Genomic DNA, 18664 nt, shown 5'->3' on the forward strand with positions numbered 1-18664 from the left:
GAGTTATTTTTTTAATAAGTGTGTGTTGGAATTTCTCGGGATTAATTTTACATTAAACAATTTAAATATTAGATCCAGGTAGAAACTGACGAAAGTTGGCTTCTGACTGGATCTTTTTTGTTGCACCAAGATGGAGCTGGAGGTGAGCCACAAAGATAAAAGAATGCATATCAGGGGAATCGGTTACTTGCCTTTAGATTTTGTTATGCCACTATTGGTTGATTTAGAAAGAAACTATGAGTTAACTAATTGATTCAACTAAAGCGTTAAGAATTAATTATTTCTATAACATGCGGCGGCATTGTGACGTGCTACAATTAAATCAAAATATATTGACTGAGGCGATTGGATGACAACCATTGGATTCTGCTCGACATCGACACCGATTACGGCTATTTCACCGAAGCGGTTTGCACGGGCAAAAGCATTTTTGGAAGGTAAGGGAGTTAAATTAATTGCGGGTTCTTTAACCGGCAAGCAAGATCACTATCGTTCGGGGAGTATTCTTGACCGGGCGGCCGAAGTGAACCAGCTGATTTACAACGATGAGGTTGGGATTATTATGGCAACCATTGGTGGGACAAATACGAATTCAATTTTGCCTTACTTGGACTATGATTATCTCAATCAGCATCCGAAAACAGTTGTGGGTTATTCCGACGCAACGGCCTTGTTGCTGGCGGTTCAAACCCAGGCTCCGAATTGCCGAACCTTGTATGGACCAGCCCTAGTGGCTTCGTTTGGCGAATGGCCGCCGTTTGTGAATGAAACCTGGACTGCGTTTGAAAAAATCATTAATACGCGGCATGGGCATTCGGTGACGATTAAGGCGCCAACGTATTGGGATGATGAAGCGATTAACTGGAATGACTTTGAGCGTCCTAAGCAGCAACGCCCTAACCAATGGCATTCAATTGGCGCCTCGAAATTAACCGGTCGAATTATGGGCGGTAACCTCAATACGATCTATGGTATTTTAGGGTCTAACTATTTCCCGAAATTATCGCCGAATGACCTGCTGTTTATTGAAGATGCCGAAAAGGATGCTTCGACTGTTGAGAAGAATTTTGCGATGATGCGGGATGCCGGTGCATTTGATCAGGTTTCCGGAATTATTCTCGGCAAACACGCTTTGTTTGACGATTCGGGAACCAGTCGCAAACCAATTGACATCTTATTAGAGGTACTGAATGGTCAGCAGATTCCCATTATTTACGATTATGATTCATGCCACACAGTGCCGATGATCACCACGCCATTAGGTGCTCAGACAACGATTAATGCAGATGATGGGACAATAACTTTTTCACGGTTTTAACACGATAAATAAAAACCAGGTGATTATTTTGCAGCAAAACCAATTATTTCAAAATTTTGAAACGGCAGGCGGAACGATGAGCTATTACTATCGGCCGCCCAAAAACAATCGTGCGACAATACTCTTTTTCCAAGCATTTGGTGGTGATTCGGATTACTACAATTTTAAAACGGTAATTGACAACTTATCACAGGACGATGGGATTTTAACGTTTGATTACCTTGGCTATGGATTGAGTGATCTGACTGATAAACCGCAAACCTTACCCAACACAGTTAACGAATTTCGGCAGCTATTTGACAGTTTGAAATTAGGCCCGACGGTTATCTTTGCCCATAGTATCGGTGGGGTTTTCGGCCTTTATGATTATCTGAATTTTTCAAATCACGTTGTTGCTTTTATCTCAATTGAACCCACAACCTACGAAGTCGTTCATGCTCATCCCAAGGGAGCCGAATCGTTTGCCAAAGCGGCTGATGCGTTCAATCAACTCACACCCGATCAAAAAGCCGCTCGGCAAAAAGATTTAGCCATTCAGGGAGACATCAACCCGTTATTGAGTGCTGAAGACGCAGCCGCCAATACGAAAATCTTAGCTGGAAAAATGTATAATCGGAACTTGGTCGCGCAAACGCAAAATTGGAATGCGATGTTAAAGCCGGTTGCCGAGCAAAAGTTGCCGAATCACTTACCAACTCTGCTTTTTTCCACCACCAAGCGGCAGGCTGAGTTCAAGCAGTCGGGATATTTAACCCAACATCCCAAGTCACGGTTGGTTGCCTTGGAGGGGACTCATTACCTACACTGGAAGTACCCTAAACTGATTGCTAAAACGACTGATCAATTCATTGATAGTCTTGGATAATGTAAAAAAGAATGAGGATTGCTAATTAAGAGAAGGTCAGAGAGAAGCTTGGGCAATATTAAAGTTGCCAAGATTTTCTTTGATCTTTTTGAAATTGATAAGCCGAAAAAATGGTCAAATTGACTTATTTTACATTTTTTACATCAAATTTGTGAAAATGTCATGAAAAAGTATTAATCGATATCATACCTACCAGATTAACAAAGAAACCGATTACCATTAATTCATGTGATAGAAAGTGGGACAAGGATCCTTGCATATTGAATGAAAATCAGTAAACTATTCCGAAGTGACTAATTTTAGGAGGATATGCTGTGTTTCAATCAATTATTTTAAAGAAAAGTAAACAGGGATTTGTCGGCTTTGTGAATATGTTGGCGGATATTTTTGTGCCGATTATTCCGGCCATTGTTGCGGCTGGGTTATTAATGGCGCTTCATAACGTGTTAACGGCCCCACATTTATTTATGGCCTCGTCCTTGGTCGCCGCCTATCCGAATATGAAAGGATTTGCGGCTTTCATTAATGTGTTAGCCAACGCACCGTTTGCATTTTTACCGGTGCTAATCGGTTTTTCGGCAACCAAGCGATTTGGCGGCAACCCATTTTTGGGAGCAGCGATGGGGATGATGATGGTTTCACCCGCCTTGGTCAGTGGCTATGATGTCAGTACAGCCCTGGCAAGCCATCAATTGGCTTATTGGCATATTTTAGGGATGCCGGTTGCCCAAGCCGGTTATCAAGGTTCCGTCATCCCAATGCTGGCGGTTGCCTGGTTACTTTCAAAGATTGAAAAATGGTGTCATCGGCGAATTCCTGAAGCACTTGATTATACCTTTACCCCGTTAATTACGATTCTGGTAACGGGACTACTGACCTTTGTGATTGTTGGTCCCGTGATGCGGGATGTCAGTGATGGGTTAACAAACGGCCTCCTATGGCTTTATCAGACGTCAGGCGCGGTAGGTACCGGTGTGTTGGGCTTGTTATACGCGCCATTGGTCATTACCGGCCTACACCAAAGCTTTCCAGCTATCGAAACGCAATTAATTGCCAACGTGAAACAAACCGGTGGCAGCTTTATCTTTCCGATTGCTTCGGTGTCCAACATCGCTCAGGGTGCTGCAGCGTTGGCTGTCTTTTTCCTGACTAAGGATAAAAAGCAACGGGGATTGGCTTCTTCTGCCAGTATGTCAGCGCTTTTAGGGGTAACCGAACCAGCGATGTTTGGTATTAATCTGAAGTTGAAGTTCCCGTTTGTGGCTTCCATGCTTGGTTCAGGCGCGGCAGGCATTTATCTTGGCCTAACCCACGTATTGGCCGTTTCACTAGGATCCAACAGTGTATTGGGTTTTATTAGCATTGCTACGCAGTCCATTCCGGCTTTTCTAATCAGTTGTGTGATTAGTTTTGCGGTTAGCTTCTCAGCCACTTATGTTTATGGTCGGCGTCAAGAAGTAACTGAAGTTCTGCGGACGGCTGATGAACAGCCAAAAGAAGCTGTGGCTGCCAACTAGTTTTATTTAAAAAGAAAAACGATCATTATTACAAAAATGGAGAGTGAGACAAAAGGCGGTTAACTTCCAGAGTACAATTGGATTATCCGAATATTCTGGTCTTGAATATTTGGATAATTCGGTTGTACGGCAGAAAGTTGCCTTTTGTCTCACGTTTTTGCATGGTAATAGTCGTGATTACAAAAATGGAGCTGGACAAAATCACTTTTGTCCAGCTTCATTTGTATTGGTAATTTTTGGAGTAGCTTTTAGCTAAATTCTGATGGGTTTGTCCGATTAACTAAGCGTTAGTTTACGCGCCATAAGAGCCACTTCGAGTGTAATAGGTTGTACTACCGATCTTATACTGACTCATCATAACGGCACCTTGGTCACCGTCAAACAACGAAAATGGTTGGTGAAGGTTAGTCACTGTTAGGCGATATTGGTAGCGGCCGGATTTGGCAACCCGCTGATCATGCACACCGGAGATATGGTGTGAATAGTACAAATAACGGGTATTGCCCTTAACAATTGTTTTGTTTATTTTGGCGAATGATTGTGGAATCAAACTAAATAATTGATTGTTCTTCGTCTGTCCGGAAATAATTGGGTAGAATTCGACGTTACCATCCGGTGTTATTTTTAACTGATCAGTTGTCGGAGTAAACGGATCAATTTTGGGGGTATATGGATATTTGTTGAGGATTCCCCGCGAATAGGTTGGCAGGTATTTTGGCGGTGTAATTCGTTTAAACCGGCGATTAAGTGATTGCTTAGATTTAGCCGTCACGCTAATCGCAAAATTTGGTTCTGCAAATTGTTTGGTAATTTTGGGTTTCAATAGGTGATAACTTAATGAATCAAAATCAAGATTAAAGCTATATCGAACAAGTCCTTTCTCCGAGTCATTAAATTTGTTCCCGGAGACAATGGTATTTTTAGGGATTTGTAAGACTTTAGGATGGGTAAGCTTTGTGTTTTGTCGATCACCAAACTTGATTGTCACGTTAACGGGTTTCAAAGTGCGGTAAAACTTGATATGATACCAAATACTGCCATAATGTTTTTTGATACTTGCCAGTTGCTTTTTAGAAACGGGCTGGACGGTAACCGCATCAGGATCGTCGTTTAAAGAAGCCTGCACGTGGACTGAGGCGGCGAGCCCCAATAAGACTGCGGCAAAGATTAATAGATTGCGAAGTTTCTTCATCTGATTTCCTTCTTTCTCACATTAGTATCCCTTGAACCAAGTATTTTGTCAAAATTCAAGTGGTAATGGGATTGTGGTTGTTTGATTTGGATGCGGGCCATCGTTTGTTCAAAAGCGGCCTGCTGATTGTGACCTAAAAGTAGGAATAAAGAAACCACAATAGCGATTACACTGATGAGTAGTAAAAACGTAATCAAAAAGGGAGTTGGCCCCTGCGAGAATGGACTGCTGCCGTTTGGAAAACCAACTAGATCTGCCAAACTATGCAGGATGATGCTGATCCAGATTGTCCCGGTGTATAAACAAATCGTGCTGTAAATAAAACCGATTCCAATGGCACTTAAAATTTGAAGTAGGGTAGCTGGGACACTCTGATAGAACATATTTTGCGCGTGCCACAGGCCAAACAGAAGAGAGCTGACCACCACGCCAAAGATCATTTGGGTCTTTTGTGATCGCTGGTTAACGTGTAGTAATTGCCAAAACAGAGCATAACGAAAGATGATTTCTTCGTAACAGCAAATCGAAAGAACCGTTACAATCAAATACGTGATCGGGCCGCTTACCGGTTTCAACGCAAAGTGGTGGAACAAATTTGACCAGCTCCCAGCAGTCGTACACAAATAGGCTAATGCCGGGAGAATGGCAACCAATAACCAACCATAGTTGACTTTTGAATTGATTTTAATTTTGGGGAGACCAAATCCCCAACAGTGCATGACATAGAATAATGCGGCAAATGTAACGAAGTAAAAGATAATGATCATCGAGAAACTGTTGTCAACGTTGAAACCGATTAATCGTAACTGATTTACGGATGTTGGAAAACTATATAGATAAATAAAGGAAAAGAACATTCTGATAATTGGGCCAGTCTCATTAATTAACAAACCTTTGAAATAAGGTGGGATGCTAACTAGAAATCCTAATAGAATTAAGTAAGCAGAAATGGTGGCTGAAAGATGTAACTTATCAATCAAGGATAGTGAAAGTAGGGAAAAGCCAAAAATTAGACTGGTGGGATAGGCGAAAATCAAAATGGCTTTGATAATCCCTTTAATTGCGCTTTTGAGAAGTGAACGATGCTGCGAGGCGACTTCCAAATGTGGAGTTAGTAATCCCAAAAGCGTTACGACAATCGTAATTAGGATTGATGGTAGACCAGCCTTGGCGATGGCGGCATCTGGATTGGTTAGTGAAATGATACAGGTAACGGCTAAAATAATGGCACACTGAATTCTGAAAATCAGTAATTGTGATTTATCTTTGATAAACATGAGTTGATCTCCCCTTTAGTCTGGTTTAAAAACCGAGTTTAGTTATGAATTGGATAACGTCTCTAAAGTAACCGGTGGCAATTGGTCGTTCAAGCAATGAATCATAGCATGTGACTATTAGGCCAGTGGAATGCGGTTTAACTGAGGAGTTTGTTTTTGAAAGTCATGAAAAAACAATCGGTAACCTGGAAAGTTTCCGGTTACCGATTGTTTATTACGTGGTTATCTTAAATAATTAAATTCGAATACGGGCCATTGTTTGCTTAAAAGCTGCTTGGCGTTTCTTTCCCAAAAGTAGAATTAGAGAAACACCAATTTCAAGGAGGGCAGCCAGTAGCATATATTCAATTTCGAAAGCACTCGGGGTTTGGGAAAAAGCACTGGTAACCTCAGGGGCACCGGCCAGATCGGTTAAACTGTGAAGAATGATGGCAATCCAAATTGTGCCGGTATACAGGCTGATGGTGGCTAGGATAAAGCCGGTTCCAATGGCACTGACCATTTGAAGCAGGGTGGCCGGTAAACTTTGGTCGAAAATGTTTTGTGCGTGCCACAGACCGAATAGTAATGAACTGATTAGAATTGCCCAAAATTGTTGGGCTCTGGGCGATGTATGTTTGAAGTGTAACAGCTGCCAGAAGAACGAGTAACGAAAGATGATCTCTTCATAGCAGCAAACCGTGACAATAGTCATAATAAAGTAGGCGAGCGGACCGCTGACAAGCTGCCAATCAAAGTGATAAAAGACATTATGCCAGCTTCCGGCCGAACTGTTTAATTCCAGTAACACAAGGGCAACGATGAGGCTTAACCACCCATAATTAACGGTCGAATTAATTTTAAGTCTGGGTAGACTAAATCCCCAACGATGCATGACATAGCCGGTAGTAATAAAGAGAAATAGATAACTCAAAATTGTGAGTAGAGATGTGCTATTGAAAGTTATCCAAATGCCAAATGAATAAGAGGTATTGAACCCTAATATGCCAAGCTGATTGAGGATGTATGGTGAAAAAAACAAATAAGCAAAAATAAAGATCATTCTCGTAATTGAGCCAGTCTCGTTTATCAGAAATAGTTTTAGATATGGGATCAAACCACCAGCGCCCAGTAAGAATGCGAGATAGATGATTGGCATTTTTGAGATGTGAGCTTGCGTTACCAGTGGTAGAAATAACAAGCAAATGCCAAAGAATAACACAAATGGATACAGTGCGGTTATGACCAACCGAATCGTATTCTTGATGGCTTTTTGAAGTAGTGGTAATTGCACTGCTGGCTGCCCAACGTTGGGTGTCAGGATGCCGATTAAAGGAACTAACGCGATTATCATGACACTTGTCAGACTACCAAATTGATCTAATGTGTTTTGAAAATTAACTAACAATGAGCCACCAAAGACGATTACAATTAGTGTGCATTGAAGCTTGAAGATAAGTGACAACGAGTGATCGTTGTTGGCTGCCGAGATTTCCATGATTAATTTGGCCTCTCCATTATTATTTTGGTGTTCCAAAAATAGTAAGAATCATAGAAATGAATCGGTGCTTTTGGCTATCTACTAAAATCATTGCGTAAATAGAGAATACCCTGAACGACTAAAATAACCCCAGCCATAACGCAAACGGTTTGGACGCCGAAGCTCATATCCCATAATTTGAGAATTGCGCTCATAAATGACAGCACCCCAAGGATAATGTGAGTTGATACCAAAGTCGGCTTTTTCCACTTGCTTGGTTTAAGACGCAATAACAGATGAATACCGATCATAATAAAGATTAGACTGGTCATCCAATGCAACGCTTCAAAAGTTGTTATGACCAATAGACGACCGGCAATCAAAATACCTAACGTCAGCCAAAATAAAAAAATGGCTGAGTTTTGCCTGCTCTTCGGGAGTGGACTAAGCTTTTTAGCACCAAGCACCTGTAGTAAATTATCCGTTGAGACACCATAGAGGAGGGCAAGCTGTTTAAGGGTAATGATGTCAGGGGTATTCCGGCCGGTCTCCCAGCTTGAAATGGTTTGCCGAGAGACATGCATTTTTTCCGCCACATCACTTTGAGTGAGGCCTAAAGCTTGGCGGTGGATTTTTAATTGTTCGCCAAAGTTGGTTGGATTCATTTCTGATTCACTCCTTAAAGTTAATGGCTAATTATTTTTCGATCAAGCTATGTATACTGGCATATTGTGAAATATGTGATGCCAGTAAGGTTTGATATTAGTAATCACCTTCTAATATACCATTTCTTTTATCATTCTGGATAATAAAACCAGTAACCATGTTTGCGGTTACCGATTACTTTTAAATAAAGTTACTTATAATTTTTTCAAATAGATTTGCACCAACGATCTGAAATTGGTTACAATATTCCCAATACATAATCTAGAAAGTGTGCATTATCCAATGAACAAGAAAATCATGTCCGGTTCGTTCTGGCTGTCCTTTGGTAGTATTTTCTCCCGGATGTTGGGAGTTTTATACCTGATTCCATGGTTGTATATGATTGGCGTTGATCATCAAAGTGGCGCTCAGGCCCTTAACAACTCCTCATATCAACCATATGCGTTATTTATTTCATTGGCAACAGCCGGTTTTCCGTCCGCCGTGGCGCGACGAATTGCGATGTATAATGGTCAAAATAAATTTTTAAATGCGAAGCGATTCACCAAATTGGGCTTCTGGGTCATGCTGGCTTCCGGGGTCGTTAGTGGAATTGTCCTCTACTTAATTGCGCCGATTATCGCCAAGAACAGCCCAGTTGTTTCAGTTAAAGCTGCCACGACCTCAATTCGGGTACTAGTACCGGCAATTGTGATTATTCCTTCAATGAGTATCACTCGTGGTTGGTTTCAAGGTAATCAGGATCTTAAACCATACGGGGTGTCACAACTTTGGGAACAGTTTATCCGTGTGATTTTTATTTTGGTTTCTACCTACATTACTATCAACGTTTTTCATAAAAGCTTTGTGATTGCTGTTTATTATAGCGTGTTTGGTGCGGTTGTCGGTGCCATTGCCAGCTACATTTATCTTGGGCTGTATTATAAAAAACAATCTTCCCAGTATGCAGCAATGGCCGCTAAAAGCTTACCGGATGACTTATCCGGAGTTAAGAAAACTTTGTTGACGATTGTGTATGAATCGATTCCGTTTGTTATCGTTGGCTCGGGAATTACGATTACCCAACTGATTGACCAATTATTCTTTAAACAGGTCATGCAAAATATGCTGCATAAGTCGGCTGAATTCACTCAGTACATTTATACATTATTCTCCGCTAATCCAACTAAAGTAACTACAGTTGTTGTTTCACTGGCTATCTCAGTAGCTGAAACGACTTTGCCATTGTTGGCACAGAGTAAAAGTGCCCACAAGAATAACATCGGTGAACTGGTTGTTCAAAATCTGAATCTGCTGTTGTTTGCGTTACTACCAGCAATTACAATTTTGAGCGCTTTATCGTATGAAATTAATGGGGTGATCTTTAACTTTGATTTACTCGGTGGCGATTATTTATTCTGGAATATCATCCAAAGTTTAGCTTTAGGGATGGCAATTAATGGGTTAACCTTGTTACAGGCGTTACATTACAGTAAAAAGGCGATGTATTACCTCATTTCGGGAATCCTAATTAAGCTTGTTTTGCAAGTACCGCTTGTTTACTGGCTTCAAGGGTTTGGCGCAATCTTAGCAACCACGGTGGCATTTGGTTTGGTCAGTTTTTTAAGTATTTGGCAAATCTGCAGGGATTTTCACGTCAAGCTTCGAAATCTTGGCTTAACCCTCGGTCTCAATATTGTGTTCTTTGCGGTTATGGTGTTGGCCTCAACGGGCTTAAATCGGATTTATCTGCCGACCTCTAAAATTGAAGCTTTGATTGCCGGGATGATCTTCGGCTTAATCGGGCTGGTACTTTATTTATTCTTTGTCAACGAGACCGGGCTATCTCAACGGGTCTTTAACAAAAAAATTGGCTATAAGTATTTTAGATATAAACATTTTGAGTAATTAGGTGATTGTTAGTTGGATGGCTGATTGTCGTCGCCCTTTTGCCGGCTCGGTTGCAAATAACAGCCGGTGGTGTAGGAAAAAGCCGTAAAATGCAATCAAGTATAGACAAATAGAAACGAGTAAAATTTTCGATCCGTTTTCGAAAATTTTACTCGTTTCTTCTATATAATATATAAATGCTGTATTCCGATAAATATTTAGTGACTGGATTGTCCGGCAACAAATCTCTTTTCAAGTTTTTCCAAATCTGACAGGGTGCCCATCGTGCATTCATTTGACTGGGCATTGGCTTTAAGATGTTTCATCAATCTTGGAAGATCATGTGGCACTTCAAAGTAAAGCTTTGATGATGACGTATAAATTGTCGCAATTCCATTTAGGTCTTCGATATAGTACACGTCTTTATCCTGTTTCTTGGCAACTTGATTATAATCGATAAAGGCCATCTGAAGTTGGAGCATTAAATCTCGTAGGTCCATTTTATGATTCCTCCTTCTATGTCCATGATAAGGCTAAATGAAAATAATAGTTTAAGATAATCAAAATTGTTTCGATTATTTTTAATTTTTTAAAATCAGCGGATCCATTTATAATTTTAAAAAGCTTTTTTAACGATTATCATTATCGATTAGAACTTTTGAGGAGCTTAGAAAGTAATTGTGGGCGTTTGTTTGCTTTTATGACACTAGTTATTTTTATCGGTGACTACCATTGTTAAAACATAGGCCAAGATAACCGCTACTATCAGCAGTAACAGACTAATCAGAAATGACCCGCCTGATTTGGCGTAAAATGCATTCGAGGGAAAACTTGCTAAGTAAATCATAAAACAACAATTAATGATGAATTGGAACCACCATAATATCTTTCTGATCATTAAGCACTATCATCCTTTCATATCCGTAAGTGTATTTCCTAAATAAGTTGTCTGTGATTTTCTTATGATAACATATGAAAAATATCTCGCTGCGATAACAAATTTGTAGACACTATCATTAAATTGAGAGTGGAGCGAAAGGCGGTTAACTTCCACTCGGTAATAATCGTGATGACACAAAACGGGACTGGACAAAATTACTTTTGTTCCAGCCCCATTTGGACAATTATATTTGATTTAAAATCATTAAGCTTTAACTTCACTTCGATCGACTGCTGTCCGCATTGATTTGGTGAATGCAGCGATTTTTGCAGGTGCTTGTTGTTTTTCCTTGGCGACAATGTCAACGATAGCACTGCCGACGATCACACCATCCGCAATCGTGGCCATTTCTTGAGCTTGCTCAGGCGTGTGAACGCCAAAACCAATTGCAGTTGGCACATCTGTGTATTTTTTAATCTCGGCAACCAAGTCCTTTAACCCATCAAAGAAAGCATCCCGTTCGCCGGTAATTCCCATGGATGAAACCACATAGATAAAGCCAGTGGCCGCCTTGGCAATTTTTTCAATTCGGTGACCTGACGTTGGGGTAATTAACGGGATAATATCAATGCCGTATTGATTGGCTGCTGGCATGATTTCGGCCTTACTTTCATATGGCAAATCCGGAATCACCAACCCAGAAATATTTAATGATTGGCATTTCTGGCAGAAAGCCTTGTAGCCATATTTGAAGACGATATTTAAGTAGGTTAGAAAAACAATTGGCACATCAGTTTGTTTGCGGGCTTGCTCAACGATTTGAAAGACCGTTTTGGTAGAGACTCCCGCTGCAAATGCCCGTAAATCACCAGCTTGAATCACCGGACCGTCGGCAACCGGGTCAGAGAAAGGAATGCCAACTTCAACAATGTCGGCACCGTTGTTGGCTAAAGCAACGATGTTGGCAACCGTCGTATCAAAATCCGGGTCGTCGGCAACAACAAATGGAATAAATGCCTTATGGTTTTCAAAAATCTTTGTCAAATTACTCATCAATATCGACTCCTTTGTATTTAGCGATGCTGGCTACGTCTTTGTCGCCGCGGCCGGAAAGGGTGCAGACAATGATTTGATCCTTTGACATCGTTGGGGCAATTTTTTGAACGTAGGCAACCGCGTGGCAACTTTCAATTGCGGCGACAATCCCTTCTTGTCGTGCAATGTATTCAAATGCTTCAACCGCTTCATCATCGGTAATCCCGACGTATTGGGCCCGGTGCATTTCAGCCAATGCGGCATGTTCTGGTCCAACTCCTGGGTAATCCAAGCCGGCGGAGATTGAATAAACCGGGTTGATCTGGCCGTCGTCGTTTTGTAGGAATAGTGACTTCATACCATGGAAAATACCGGTAGTGCCGCGTTCAATCGTTGCGGCCGTCCGATCAGTGTCAACACCCTTACCTGCAGCTTCCACACCGACCAGTTTGACACTTGGGTCATCGATATAGTTGGCGAAACTGCCAATTGCGTTACTGCCGCCGCCGACACAGGCAACGACCATATCTGGAAGCGTGTTTTCTTTAGCGGCAAGTTGTTCTTTGGATTCCTTGCTAATGACACTTTGGAAGTATTTGACCATTGCTGGGAATGGATAGGGTCCAACTGCCGATCCCATCACATAGAAGGTGTCTTCACTTCGGCTGGCCCACTCTTGTAAAGTTGCGTTAACGGCGTCTTTTAGAACCATTGACCCAGTAGTTACCGGGTGAACTTTGGCACCAAGAAGTTCCATTCGGTAAACATTTAATTTTTGGCGATCGGTATCTTCCTTGCCCATGAAAATTTCACATTGCATGCCAAGCAACGCGGCAATCGTTGCAGTTGCAACACCGTGTTGGCCGGCACCGGTTTCGGCGATTAACCGCTTTTTACCCATTCGTTTAGCCATTAGAGCCTGGCCAATGACGTTGTTAATTTTGTGAGCACCCGTGTGATTTAAATCTTCACGTTTAAGGTAAATCTTTGCGCCACCAAGATCTTCGGTCATATTTTTGGCATAGTAGAGGAGTGATGGTCGGTTGGCATAGTTGACGAGTAAATCGTGAAGTTCTGCTTGATAGGTTTCATCGGTTTTAATTTCATTAAACGTTTTTTCAACTTTTTCTAATTCAGTCATTAAAGTTTCGGGAATATATTGGCCACCGAAGTCTTTACCGTAACGACCAGTTCGCTTTGTTTGGTTAGATGGTTCGTTTAAAGTTTTCATATGATAATTGCCTCTTTCGCGTTTTTTATAAATTCAGTGATCTTTTTAGGATCCTTAACGGCATTTGTTTCAACCCCGCTGGATACATCAACGACGTCAGGTCTTACGAGTTGGACTGCCTGATTAACATTTTCGGGAGTTAATCCGCCAGCTAAAATCAGTGGTCTGGTAATTGAAGGAATTGCCTGCCAATTTAAGATTTGGCCGCTGCCTTTGCCGCTATCGACCATTAAGTAGTCTGCTGGTGAGTCAAGATCAATTAATTGCCGTTCAAAAACCTGGATAACTTTTAATCCGGCTTGTTGCAACTGCTTGATTTCATCGGGAGTACTTTTGCCGTGTAGTTGGGCGATGTCGATTGCGCCAGCTTGATAAATGGCTAGGATGTCATCGATGGATTCGTTAACAAACACACCGACGGTTTGAATATTTGGTGCAAGTTGTTTTCGAAGCGCCAACGCGGTTTTTAAAGCTATCTGATGACGGCTTGGTGCGAAGACAAATCCAGCGAAATCAGCTTCTGCAGCGTTAACGGCTAAAATATCTTCGGTTCTCATAAGACCACAGATTTTAACTTTTGGCATGATTAAGCCTCCTTGAATGCTTTGATTAAGGTTCGTTTATGGTGAGACCGCATGAGAGTTTCACCCATTAGGATTCCGTTGAAGCCGGCCTTGGCGAGTTTGGCAACGTCTGCCTGGGTTTTAATTCCACTTTCGGCAATCACCGGAATTCCCACGGGAACCATTGCTCTGAGCTTTAGGCTGTTATTGAAATCAACTTGAAAGTCTTTTAAGTTTCGATTATTAATACCAATAATTTTGGCGTCGGATTTTAATGCCCGGGTAACTTCGCCCGCAGTGTAGGCTTCAACAATGGCGGCCATGCCGAGGCTTTCGGCGAGCTCGCGGTAGTCACGAAGTTGCTGGTCATTCAGAATGGCAACGATCAAGAGAATAATTGAAGCACCGTTGGCTTTGGCCTCGTAAATCATATAAGGGTCAATGGTGAAGTCTTTGCGTAGCGTTGGTGCGGAGACGTTTTGGCTAATATCGTTCAGGTAGGCCAGTTTACCGTTAAAATAGTCCGGCTCGGTCAGAACGGAAATGGCATCCGCACCAGCAGCATCGTAGTCCTTGGCAATTTGTAAGTACGGAAAATCACTCACAATAGTCCCTTTAGATGGTGAAGCCTTTTTGACCTCCGATACGACGTGAAGTCCGGGACGTTTCAAGATTGTCAGAAAATCCGGTTTAGTTCGTTGAGGCATCTTGGCGACCCGTTGCTTTAAAGCAGTTAATGATTCTCGGGCTTGATGCTTAGCTAATCGAACTTTGGTAACCTGAACCAAGTCGTCCAGAATCATGCAACCACGTCCTTACGCTTATTGGAGTAAGCAATTAATCGATCGAGTTCATCTTGGGCCTTGCCACTGTCAATTGTCTTGGCAGCTAGGGCAATGCCTTCCTGAATGGTTAATTCTGGCTGGGCCAGATGCAGAGCGGCACCGGCGTTTAGCAAGACGATATCGCGTTTGGGCCCCTTCTTACCAGCCAAAATATCGCGGGTGATTTGACCGTTTTCTTCTGGTGTGCCGCCAACTAAATCTTCCCGTTGGCTGCGGGTAAATCCAAATTGTTCCGGGGTCAAGGTATAGTTGGTTAACCGGCCATCTTTGAGTTCGACAACGGCGGTTTCATCAGCCGTGGTCATTTCATCGAGACCATCACGGCCGTGGATAACCATGGCATTCTTAACGCCTAGTTTCTTTAAAACATTTGCCAGTGGTTCAAGCAGGTCTTCATCATAGACGCCGAGTAATTGGCGAGTTGGGTGGGCCGGATTTGCTAACGGGCCAAGAATATTAAAGATGGTTCGAAAGCCAAGTTGTTTTCTAACTGGTGCAACGTACTTCATTGACTTGTGATATTCCTGAGCAAATAGGAAAGCCAGATTGTTTTCTTTTAAACTTTCGTAGCTGGTGGCTGGATCTTCGTTAATATCCAGGCCAAGTGCTTCAAGTACGTCGGCAGCACCACTCTTGGATGAAGCCGCCCGGTTACCATGCTTGGCAACTTTGGTCCCGGTTGCGGCAACGACGATGGCACTGGTTGTTGAAATATTAAATGAGTTGGAGTGGTCACCACCAGTTCCAACAATTTCCAAGACGTCCTTAGTTTCTGGAAATTTTAATGCGTGGCTTCTCATAGAAGCAGCGGCACCGGCAATTTCATCAATTGTTGGATTCTTTGCAGTTAGGGCAGTTAAGAGACTCGCGGTTTCAACTTCGGAAGCTTGGCCGTTCATGATTTCATCTAAGACAGCTTGACTTTCCTCAAAGGTTAGGTTTTCGTGGTTGACAACTTTTTCAATGGCTTGTTTAATCATAATAAATTTCTCCAAATTGGTTTTAGTTTTTAGTCGATCCAAGTTCGGCAAATTAAAATTATTATGAATTTTGCCATCGTTTAATTTCACTAGTTGATTTCATTTGAGTGACCCCCGTTATTGTCTGTTTTCATGTAAAGAAAAAATCCGTCCATAACAAAGTTGATTGTTAAGGACGGATTTTTCCGCGGTGCCACCTTAGTTCGGTTAATTGGGTTTTGGGTGGATCAAGTTTGACTCACCAAATTAAGTTACCCAATCAATCACGCTTAGCAAGGGACTAACATCCCTCCGACAACTGACGTATGCCTGCACGTTTTTCCGTACTCGAAATCTTTCGGGAAAACCCTCAGTGGTCCATTTAATCACCTGCGTTCGGCTGCACTCTCAGCGACGGCAACTCTCTTTGCGGGCACGATGATCTTGATCTCCACTTCAACGGTTTTATGGACGAATTAATTGTTGCTTTGTATATTAGAGACTTATCATCTAAATGTCAATAGTTTTTAATTATTTTTCTGAAATTGGTTTAAAATAGAGGTAGAAAGCGGGGATGCAATATGGATAAATTGATTCACGAATACATCGAAGCACAGCCGAAATCACGGCAGCTGCAACTGATTCAACTTTACAAAACCATAGTTGAACAGATGCCGGCAGGATATGATGAACGAATTTCGTATGGGATGCCAACATTTCATTTTCACAGAAACATCATTCATTTTGGCAATTTTAAGGATCATTTTGGACTTTATCCGGGACCGGTGACGATTCAATATTTTTCTGGTGAATTAAAAAATTATAAAACGAGTAAGGGAGCCATTTGGCTGTCGGTTGATAAACCATTGCCGGCTGCGTTGATCCGCCAACTTGTTCAATATAATTTGAAGAAAATCTAGCATTTCGGAAGGGGGTGTGGTATGACTGATGTTGAAGGAATGATTAGTGTTTTGAGAGCCGAATGAAAACGGTTCAAATTAGCATAATTTTGAGGAAAATTGGAAGCGATTGATGTGCAAAATCAACTTAGAAATCCACAGAATCCATTAAAGAAACAGGTTCAAGAACAATTACATAAGAAGCAAATTGATGAAGTTAAATTAGTGGGTGATTTTGCGACAATCGCTAATTTGGCAATGTACATCTCGTATCTTGGTGAGATCATTGCAAATTTAAATGGTCAACCAACATCACCAATCCAACCCTTGTTTGCGGCACTAAACGCGACGTTGTGGGTCGGCTATGGTTGGTTAATGCCAAAGAAGGATTGGCGATTAATCATTGCAAGTTTCCCAGGCGTCATCTTTGGGGTAATGGCGGCGGTAACGGCTATGATGTGAGAGTGCGAAAAGAAACGGTTAGATCCCAGAATATAAGCACTGCAACCGGTACTTCCTGAATCTGGAAGTACCGGTTGCAGTGCTTATATGGCCGGGATCTGTTTCTCTTTCGCACGTTTTGGCACGGTAGCCAGTTAAGTTCCGGAATTTGAAAGTGACCGTTGTCGTGCTTATATGATCGACGCCCGCTTGTCATAAATGCCTTCATCAGTCTTAAAGATTATTTCTCCGACTTTAAGGTATAATTAAACCATTAAACATAAATGGAGATTGAATGCTATTGAGAGCAAAAATTGCTGACATTGCGAGAATTGCCGGACTGTCTTCCGCTTCTGTTTCGCGCATTTTAAATGGTCATGGGCGATACAGTGAAGAGACAGCTAAGCGAGTTAAAAAAATTGCCGACGAAATTGGTTACTATAAGAACCGATCAGCGGCTGATCTTGCCAGTCCGACTAACAATACGATTGGGGTTATTAATTATCCGGCCGAAACAGGTGCAAATGATCAGGTAATTCGTGGCATTATGGAAGAAGCCAATCACAATGGTTTAGATGTGATTATCATGATGTCGGAGCGCGACGATCAGGAAAGTATTGGTCGAACCGTCCAAAATATGATTGAACGTCGGGTGTTTGGGGTTCTCTTTTTATCAGTTCGTCCTGATCAGGAAATTATCGATAAACTCAAACAAGCAAATATTTATCCGCAAGAAGTTGCCAGTGCCAGTGATCATCAAATCTCATATGTGTCATCAAATGATTTTCAAATCGGTTATCAAGCAACTAAATTCTTAATTAATCAGGGGTATCACGAAATTGGGTTTGTTGGTGCCGATATTAGTGAAGATTTTATTGGTGTGAATCGTTATCAAGGTTATCAAAAGGCCTTGGCGGAATCTCGAATCAAGCCGGATGATCGATGGATATTTGAGGGTGACGGAAAGTATAGTTATGAGTCAGGAATTCAAGCGGTTCAGTATTTTGAGCAAGGACCAATTCGCATATCGGCGGTCTTGGCAACCAGTGATGATGCGGCGCTGGGGCTGATTAACGGGATGGCAGATGTTGGTAAGCACATTCCTGATGATTTAGCAGTAATCGGAATTGACGGCACCCAAGTTTGTGTTCGCAACCGGCCGCAAATTACCAGCGTCACTCAGAATTTTCGATTAATGGGACAGATGGCGGTTGATGAGTTGATTCGACCGAATCGGAAAATAACGGATGTTCGACAGATTGAAATTCCATTTTCAATTGAACAACGCGAAACGACCAAGCAGGGCCTTAGATGACTGTTGGTCGATGGTCATATCAAATCAAATAACTGGGGCAGAGACAAAAGTCATTTTGCCCAGTTTCCGTTAGTGTCAACACGATTGTTACTAAGCAAAAACGCGGGACAAAAGGCAATTTCCGGTCGTGTAACCGAATTATCAAAATATTCCAAAATCAGGAATATCTTGTTGAACTTTTTATTTAGTTAAAACGTGGACCAGCAAGCAGCCCCCGGCCATATAAGCCCCCTAACTTAATATTCCAAAATCAGGAATATCTTGCTGAACTTTTTATTTAACGCGTTGTGCTAGTTATGAAACATTCAAGCATAGCGGCCAAGTTTCAAGCCG

At 41.9% G+C, this 18664-nt stretch carries 17 protein-coding genes; 7 read left to right on the plus strand and 10 right to left on the minus strand.

Features of this window, described 5'->3' with window-relative positions:
• Window positions 1-349: 349 nt before the first annotated feature.
• The 3 genes from FC85_RS04990 (at window position 350) to FC85_RS05000 (ending at window position 3700) form a co-directional block, all read left to right on the plus strand.
• A complete protein-coding gene (locus tag FC85_RS04990) occupies window positions 350-1318 on the plus strand; it encodes a S66 family peptidase (protein ID WP_057864448.1) in 969 nt (322 codons plus the stop codon).
• A gap of 76 nt (window positions 1319-1394) precedes the next feature.
• Entirely contained in the window at window positions 1395-2183 is a 789-nt protein-coding gene (locus FC85_RS04995; RefSeq protein ID WP_157051274.1) for an alpha/beta fold hydrolase, read from the plus strand.
• Window positions 2184-2497: 314 nt separating this feature from the next.
• Window positions 2498-3700, plus strand: a complete 1203-nt coding sequence (locus tag FC85_RS05000; protein ID WP_057864450.1) for a PTS transporter subunit EIIC — start codon at window positions 2498-2500, stop codon at window positions 3698-3700.
• A 292-nt stretch (window positions 3701-3992) separates the two neighbouring features.
• Here the strand turns inward: FC85_RS05000 and FC85_RS05005 are convergent, their stop codons facing one another.
• From FC85_RS05005 to FC85_RS05020, 4 genes are all read right to left on the minus strand, one after another.
• On the minus strand, window positions 3993-4892 hold the full coding sequence (locus FC85_RS05005) for a hypothetical protein (protein WP_057864451.1): 900 nt from the start codon (window positions 4890-4892) through the stop codon (window positions 3993-3995).
• Window positions 4889-6169, minus strand: coding sequence for a CPBP family intramembrane glutamic endopeptidase (locus FC85_RS05010; protein ID WP_057864452.1), 1281 nt, complete (start codon window positions 6167-6169; stop codon window positions 4889-4891). Before FC85_RS05010 ends, FC85_RS05005 begins: the two co-directional genes overlap by 4 nt.
• 235 nt (window positions 6170-6404) lie before the next feature.
• On the minus strand, window positions 6405-7646 hold the full coding sequence (locus FC85_RS05015; protein WP_057864453.1) for a CPBP family intramembrane glutamic endopeptidase: 1242 nt from the start codon (window positions 7644-7646) through the stop codon (window positions 6405-6407).
• A 77-nt stretch (window positions 7647-7723) separates the two neighbouring features.
• On the minus strand, window positions 7724-8293 hold the full coding sequence (locus FC85_RS05020) for a helix-turn-helix domain-containing protein (RefSeq protein ID WP_057864454.1): 570 nt from the start codon (window positions 8291-8293) through the stop codon (window positions 7724-7726).
• Between the two features lie 283 nt (window positions 8294-8576).
• Between FC85_RS05020 and FC85_RS05025 the strand changes: the two genes are divergently transcribed.
• A complete protein-coding gene (locus FC85_RS05025; protein ID WP_057864455.1) occupies window positions 8577-10181 on the plus strand; it encodes a putative polysaccharide biosynthesis protein in 1605 nt (534 codons plus the stop codon).
• A gap of 200 nt (window positions 10182-10381) precedes the next feature.
• On the opposite strand, the gene FC85_RS05030 is transcribed toward FC85_RS05025, so the two are convergent.
• The 6 genes from FC85_RS05030 to trpD all read right to left on the minus strand — a co-directional run bounded on the left by FC85_RS05030 (window position 10382) and on the right by trpD (window position 15697).
• The gene (locus tag FC85_RS05030) at window positions 10382-10663 is read right to left on the minus strand and encodes a hypothetical protein (protein WP_057864456.1); all 282 of its coding nucleotides are present in this window, start codon (window positions 10661-10663) and stop codon (window positions 10382-10384) included.
• Window positions 10664-11307: 644 nt separating this feature from the next.
• Entirely contained in the window at window positions 11308-12096 is a 789-nt protein-coding gene (trpA, locus tag FC85_RS05035; protein ID WP_057864457.1) for a tryptophan synthase subunit alpha, read from the minus strand.
• On the minus strand, window positions 12089-13309 hold the full coding sequence (gene trpB, locus FC85_RS05040) for a tryptophan synthase subunit beta (RefSeq protein WP_057864458.1): 1221 nt from the start codon (window positions 13307-13309) through the stop codon (window positions 12089-12091). The genes trpA and trpB overlap by 8 nt, the downstream gene beginning before the upstream one ends.
• Entirely contained in the window at window positions 13306-13893 is a 588-nt protein-coding gene (locus tag FC85_RS05045; protein WP_057864459.1) for a phosphoribosylanthranilate isomerase, read from the minus strand. The genes trpB and FC85_RS05045 overlap by 4 nt, the downstream gene beginning before the upstream one ends.
• Window positions 13894-13895: 2 nt before the next feature.
• The gene (gene trpC / locus FC85_RS05050) at window positions 13896-14675 is read right to left on the minus strand and encodes an indole-3-glycerol phosphate synthase TrpC (RefSeq protein ID WP_057864460.1); all 780 of its coding nucleotides are present in this window, start codon (window positions 14673-14675) and stop codon (window positions 13896-13898) included.
• Complete coding sequence (gene trpD / locus FC85_RS05055) at window positions 14672-15697, minus strand: anthranilate phosphoribosyltransferase (protein WP_057864470.1); 1026 nt, start codon at window positions 15695-15697, stop codon at window positions 14672-14674. The genes trpC and trpD overlap by 4 nt, the downstream gene beginning before the upstream one ends.
• 560 nt (window positions 15698-16257) lie before the next feature.
• Here trpD and FC85_RS05060 point away from each other — a divergent pair.
• From FC85_RS05060 to FC85_RS05070, 3 genes are all read left to right on the plus strand, one after another.
• Window positions 16258-16596, plus strand: coding sequence for an iron chaperone (locus FC85_RS05060; RefSeq protein ID WP_057864461.1), 339 nt, complete (start codon window positions 16258-16260; stop codon window positions 16594-16596).
• A gap of 114 nt (window positions 16597-16710) precedes the next feature.
• Window positions 16711-17037 (plus strand): PQ-loop repeat-containing protein, encoded by a 327-nt coding sequence (locus FC85_RS05065; RefSeq protein ID WP_057864471.1) that lies wholly within the window; start codon window positions 16711-16713, stop codon window positions 17035-17037.
• 274 nt (window positions 17038-17311) lie between these two features.
• Window positions 17312-18331 carry a LacI family DNA-binding transcriptional regulator gene (locus tag FC85_RS05070; protein WP_371862945.1) on the plus strand — a complete coding sequence of 340 codons (1020 nt, stop codon included), beginning with the start codon at window positions 17312-17314 and terminating at the stop codon, window positions 18329-18331.
• The last annotated feature ends 333 nt before the right edge of the window (window positions 18332-18664 follow it).

Origin of the sequence: Lentilactobacillus diolivorans DSM 14421, from assembly GCF_001434255.1 — a bacterium.
In the GTDB taxonomy this organism is placed as follows: Bacteria; Bacillota; Bacilli; order Lactobacillales; family Lactobacillaceae; genus Lentilactobacillus; species Lentilactobacillus diolivorans.

Excerpts from the sequence above, each read along its gene's own strand:
- FC85_RS05010 (WP_057864452.1), bottom strand. The coding sequence starts at position 6,169 with ATGTTTATCAAAGATAAATCACAATTACTGATTTTCAGAATTCAGTGT.
- FC85_RS05045 (WP_057864459.1), bottom strand. The coding sequence starts at position 13,893 with ATGCCAAAAGTTAAAATCTGTGGTCTTATGAGAACCGAAGATATTTTA.
- FC85_RS04990 (WP_057864448.1), top strand. The coding sequence starts at position 350 with ATGACAACCATTGGATTCTGCTCGACATCGACACCGATTACGGCTATT.
- trpA (WP_057864457.1), bottom strand. The coding sequence starts at position 12,096 with ATGAGTAATTTGACAAAGATTTTTGAAAACCATAAGGCATTTATTCCA.
- FC85_RS05025 (WP_057864455.1), top strand. The coding sequence starts at position 8,577 with ATGAACAAGAAAATCATGTCCGGTTCGTTCTGGCTGTCCTTTGGTAGT.
- trpB (WP_057864458.1), bottom strand. The coding sequence starts at position 13,309 with ATGAAAACTTTAAACGAACCATCTAACCAAACAAAGCGAACTGGTCGT.
- trpD (WP_057864470.1), bottom strand. The coding sequence starts at position 15,697 with ATGATTAAACAAGCCATTGAAAAAGTTGTCAACCACGAAAACCTAACC.
- FC85_RS04995 (WP_157051274.1), top strand. The coding sequence starts at position 1,395 with ATGAGCTATTACTATCGGCCGCCCAAAAACAATCGTGCGACAATACTC.
- FC85_RS05070 (WP_371862945.1), top strand. The coding sequence starts at position 17,312 with ATGCTATTGAGAGCAAAAATTGCTGACATTGCGAGAATTGCCGGACTG.
- FC85_RS05060 (WP_057864461.1), top strand. The coding sequence starts at position 16,258 with ATGGATAAATTGATTCACGAATACATCGAAGCACAGCCGAAATCACGG.
- FC85_RS05020 (WP_057864454.1), bottom strand. The coding sequence starts at position 8,293 with ATGAATCCAACCAACTTTGGCGAACAATTAAAAATCCACCGCCAAGCT.
- FC85_RS05005 (WP_057864451.1), bottom strand. The coding sequence starts at position 4,892 with ATGAAGAAACTTCGCAATCTATTAATCTTTGCCGCAGTCTTATTGGGG.
- FC85_RS05015 (WP_057864453.1), bottom strand. The coding sequence starts at position 7,646 with ATGGAAATCTCGGCAGCCAACAACGATCACTCGTTGTCACTTATCTTC.
- FC85_RS05030 (WP_057864456.1), bottom strand. The coding sequence starts at position 10,663 with ATGGACCTACGAGATTTAATGCTCCAACTTCAGATGGCCTTTATCGAT.
- trpC (WP_057864460.1), bottom strand. The coding sequence starts at position 14,675 with ATGATTCTGGACGACTTGGTTCAGGTTACCAAAGTTCGATTAGCTAAG.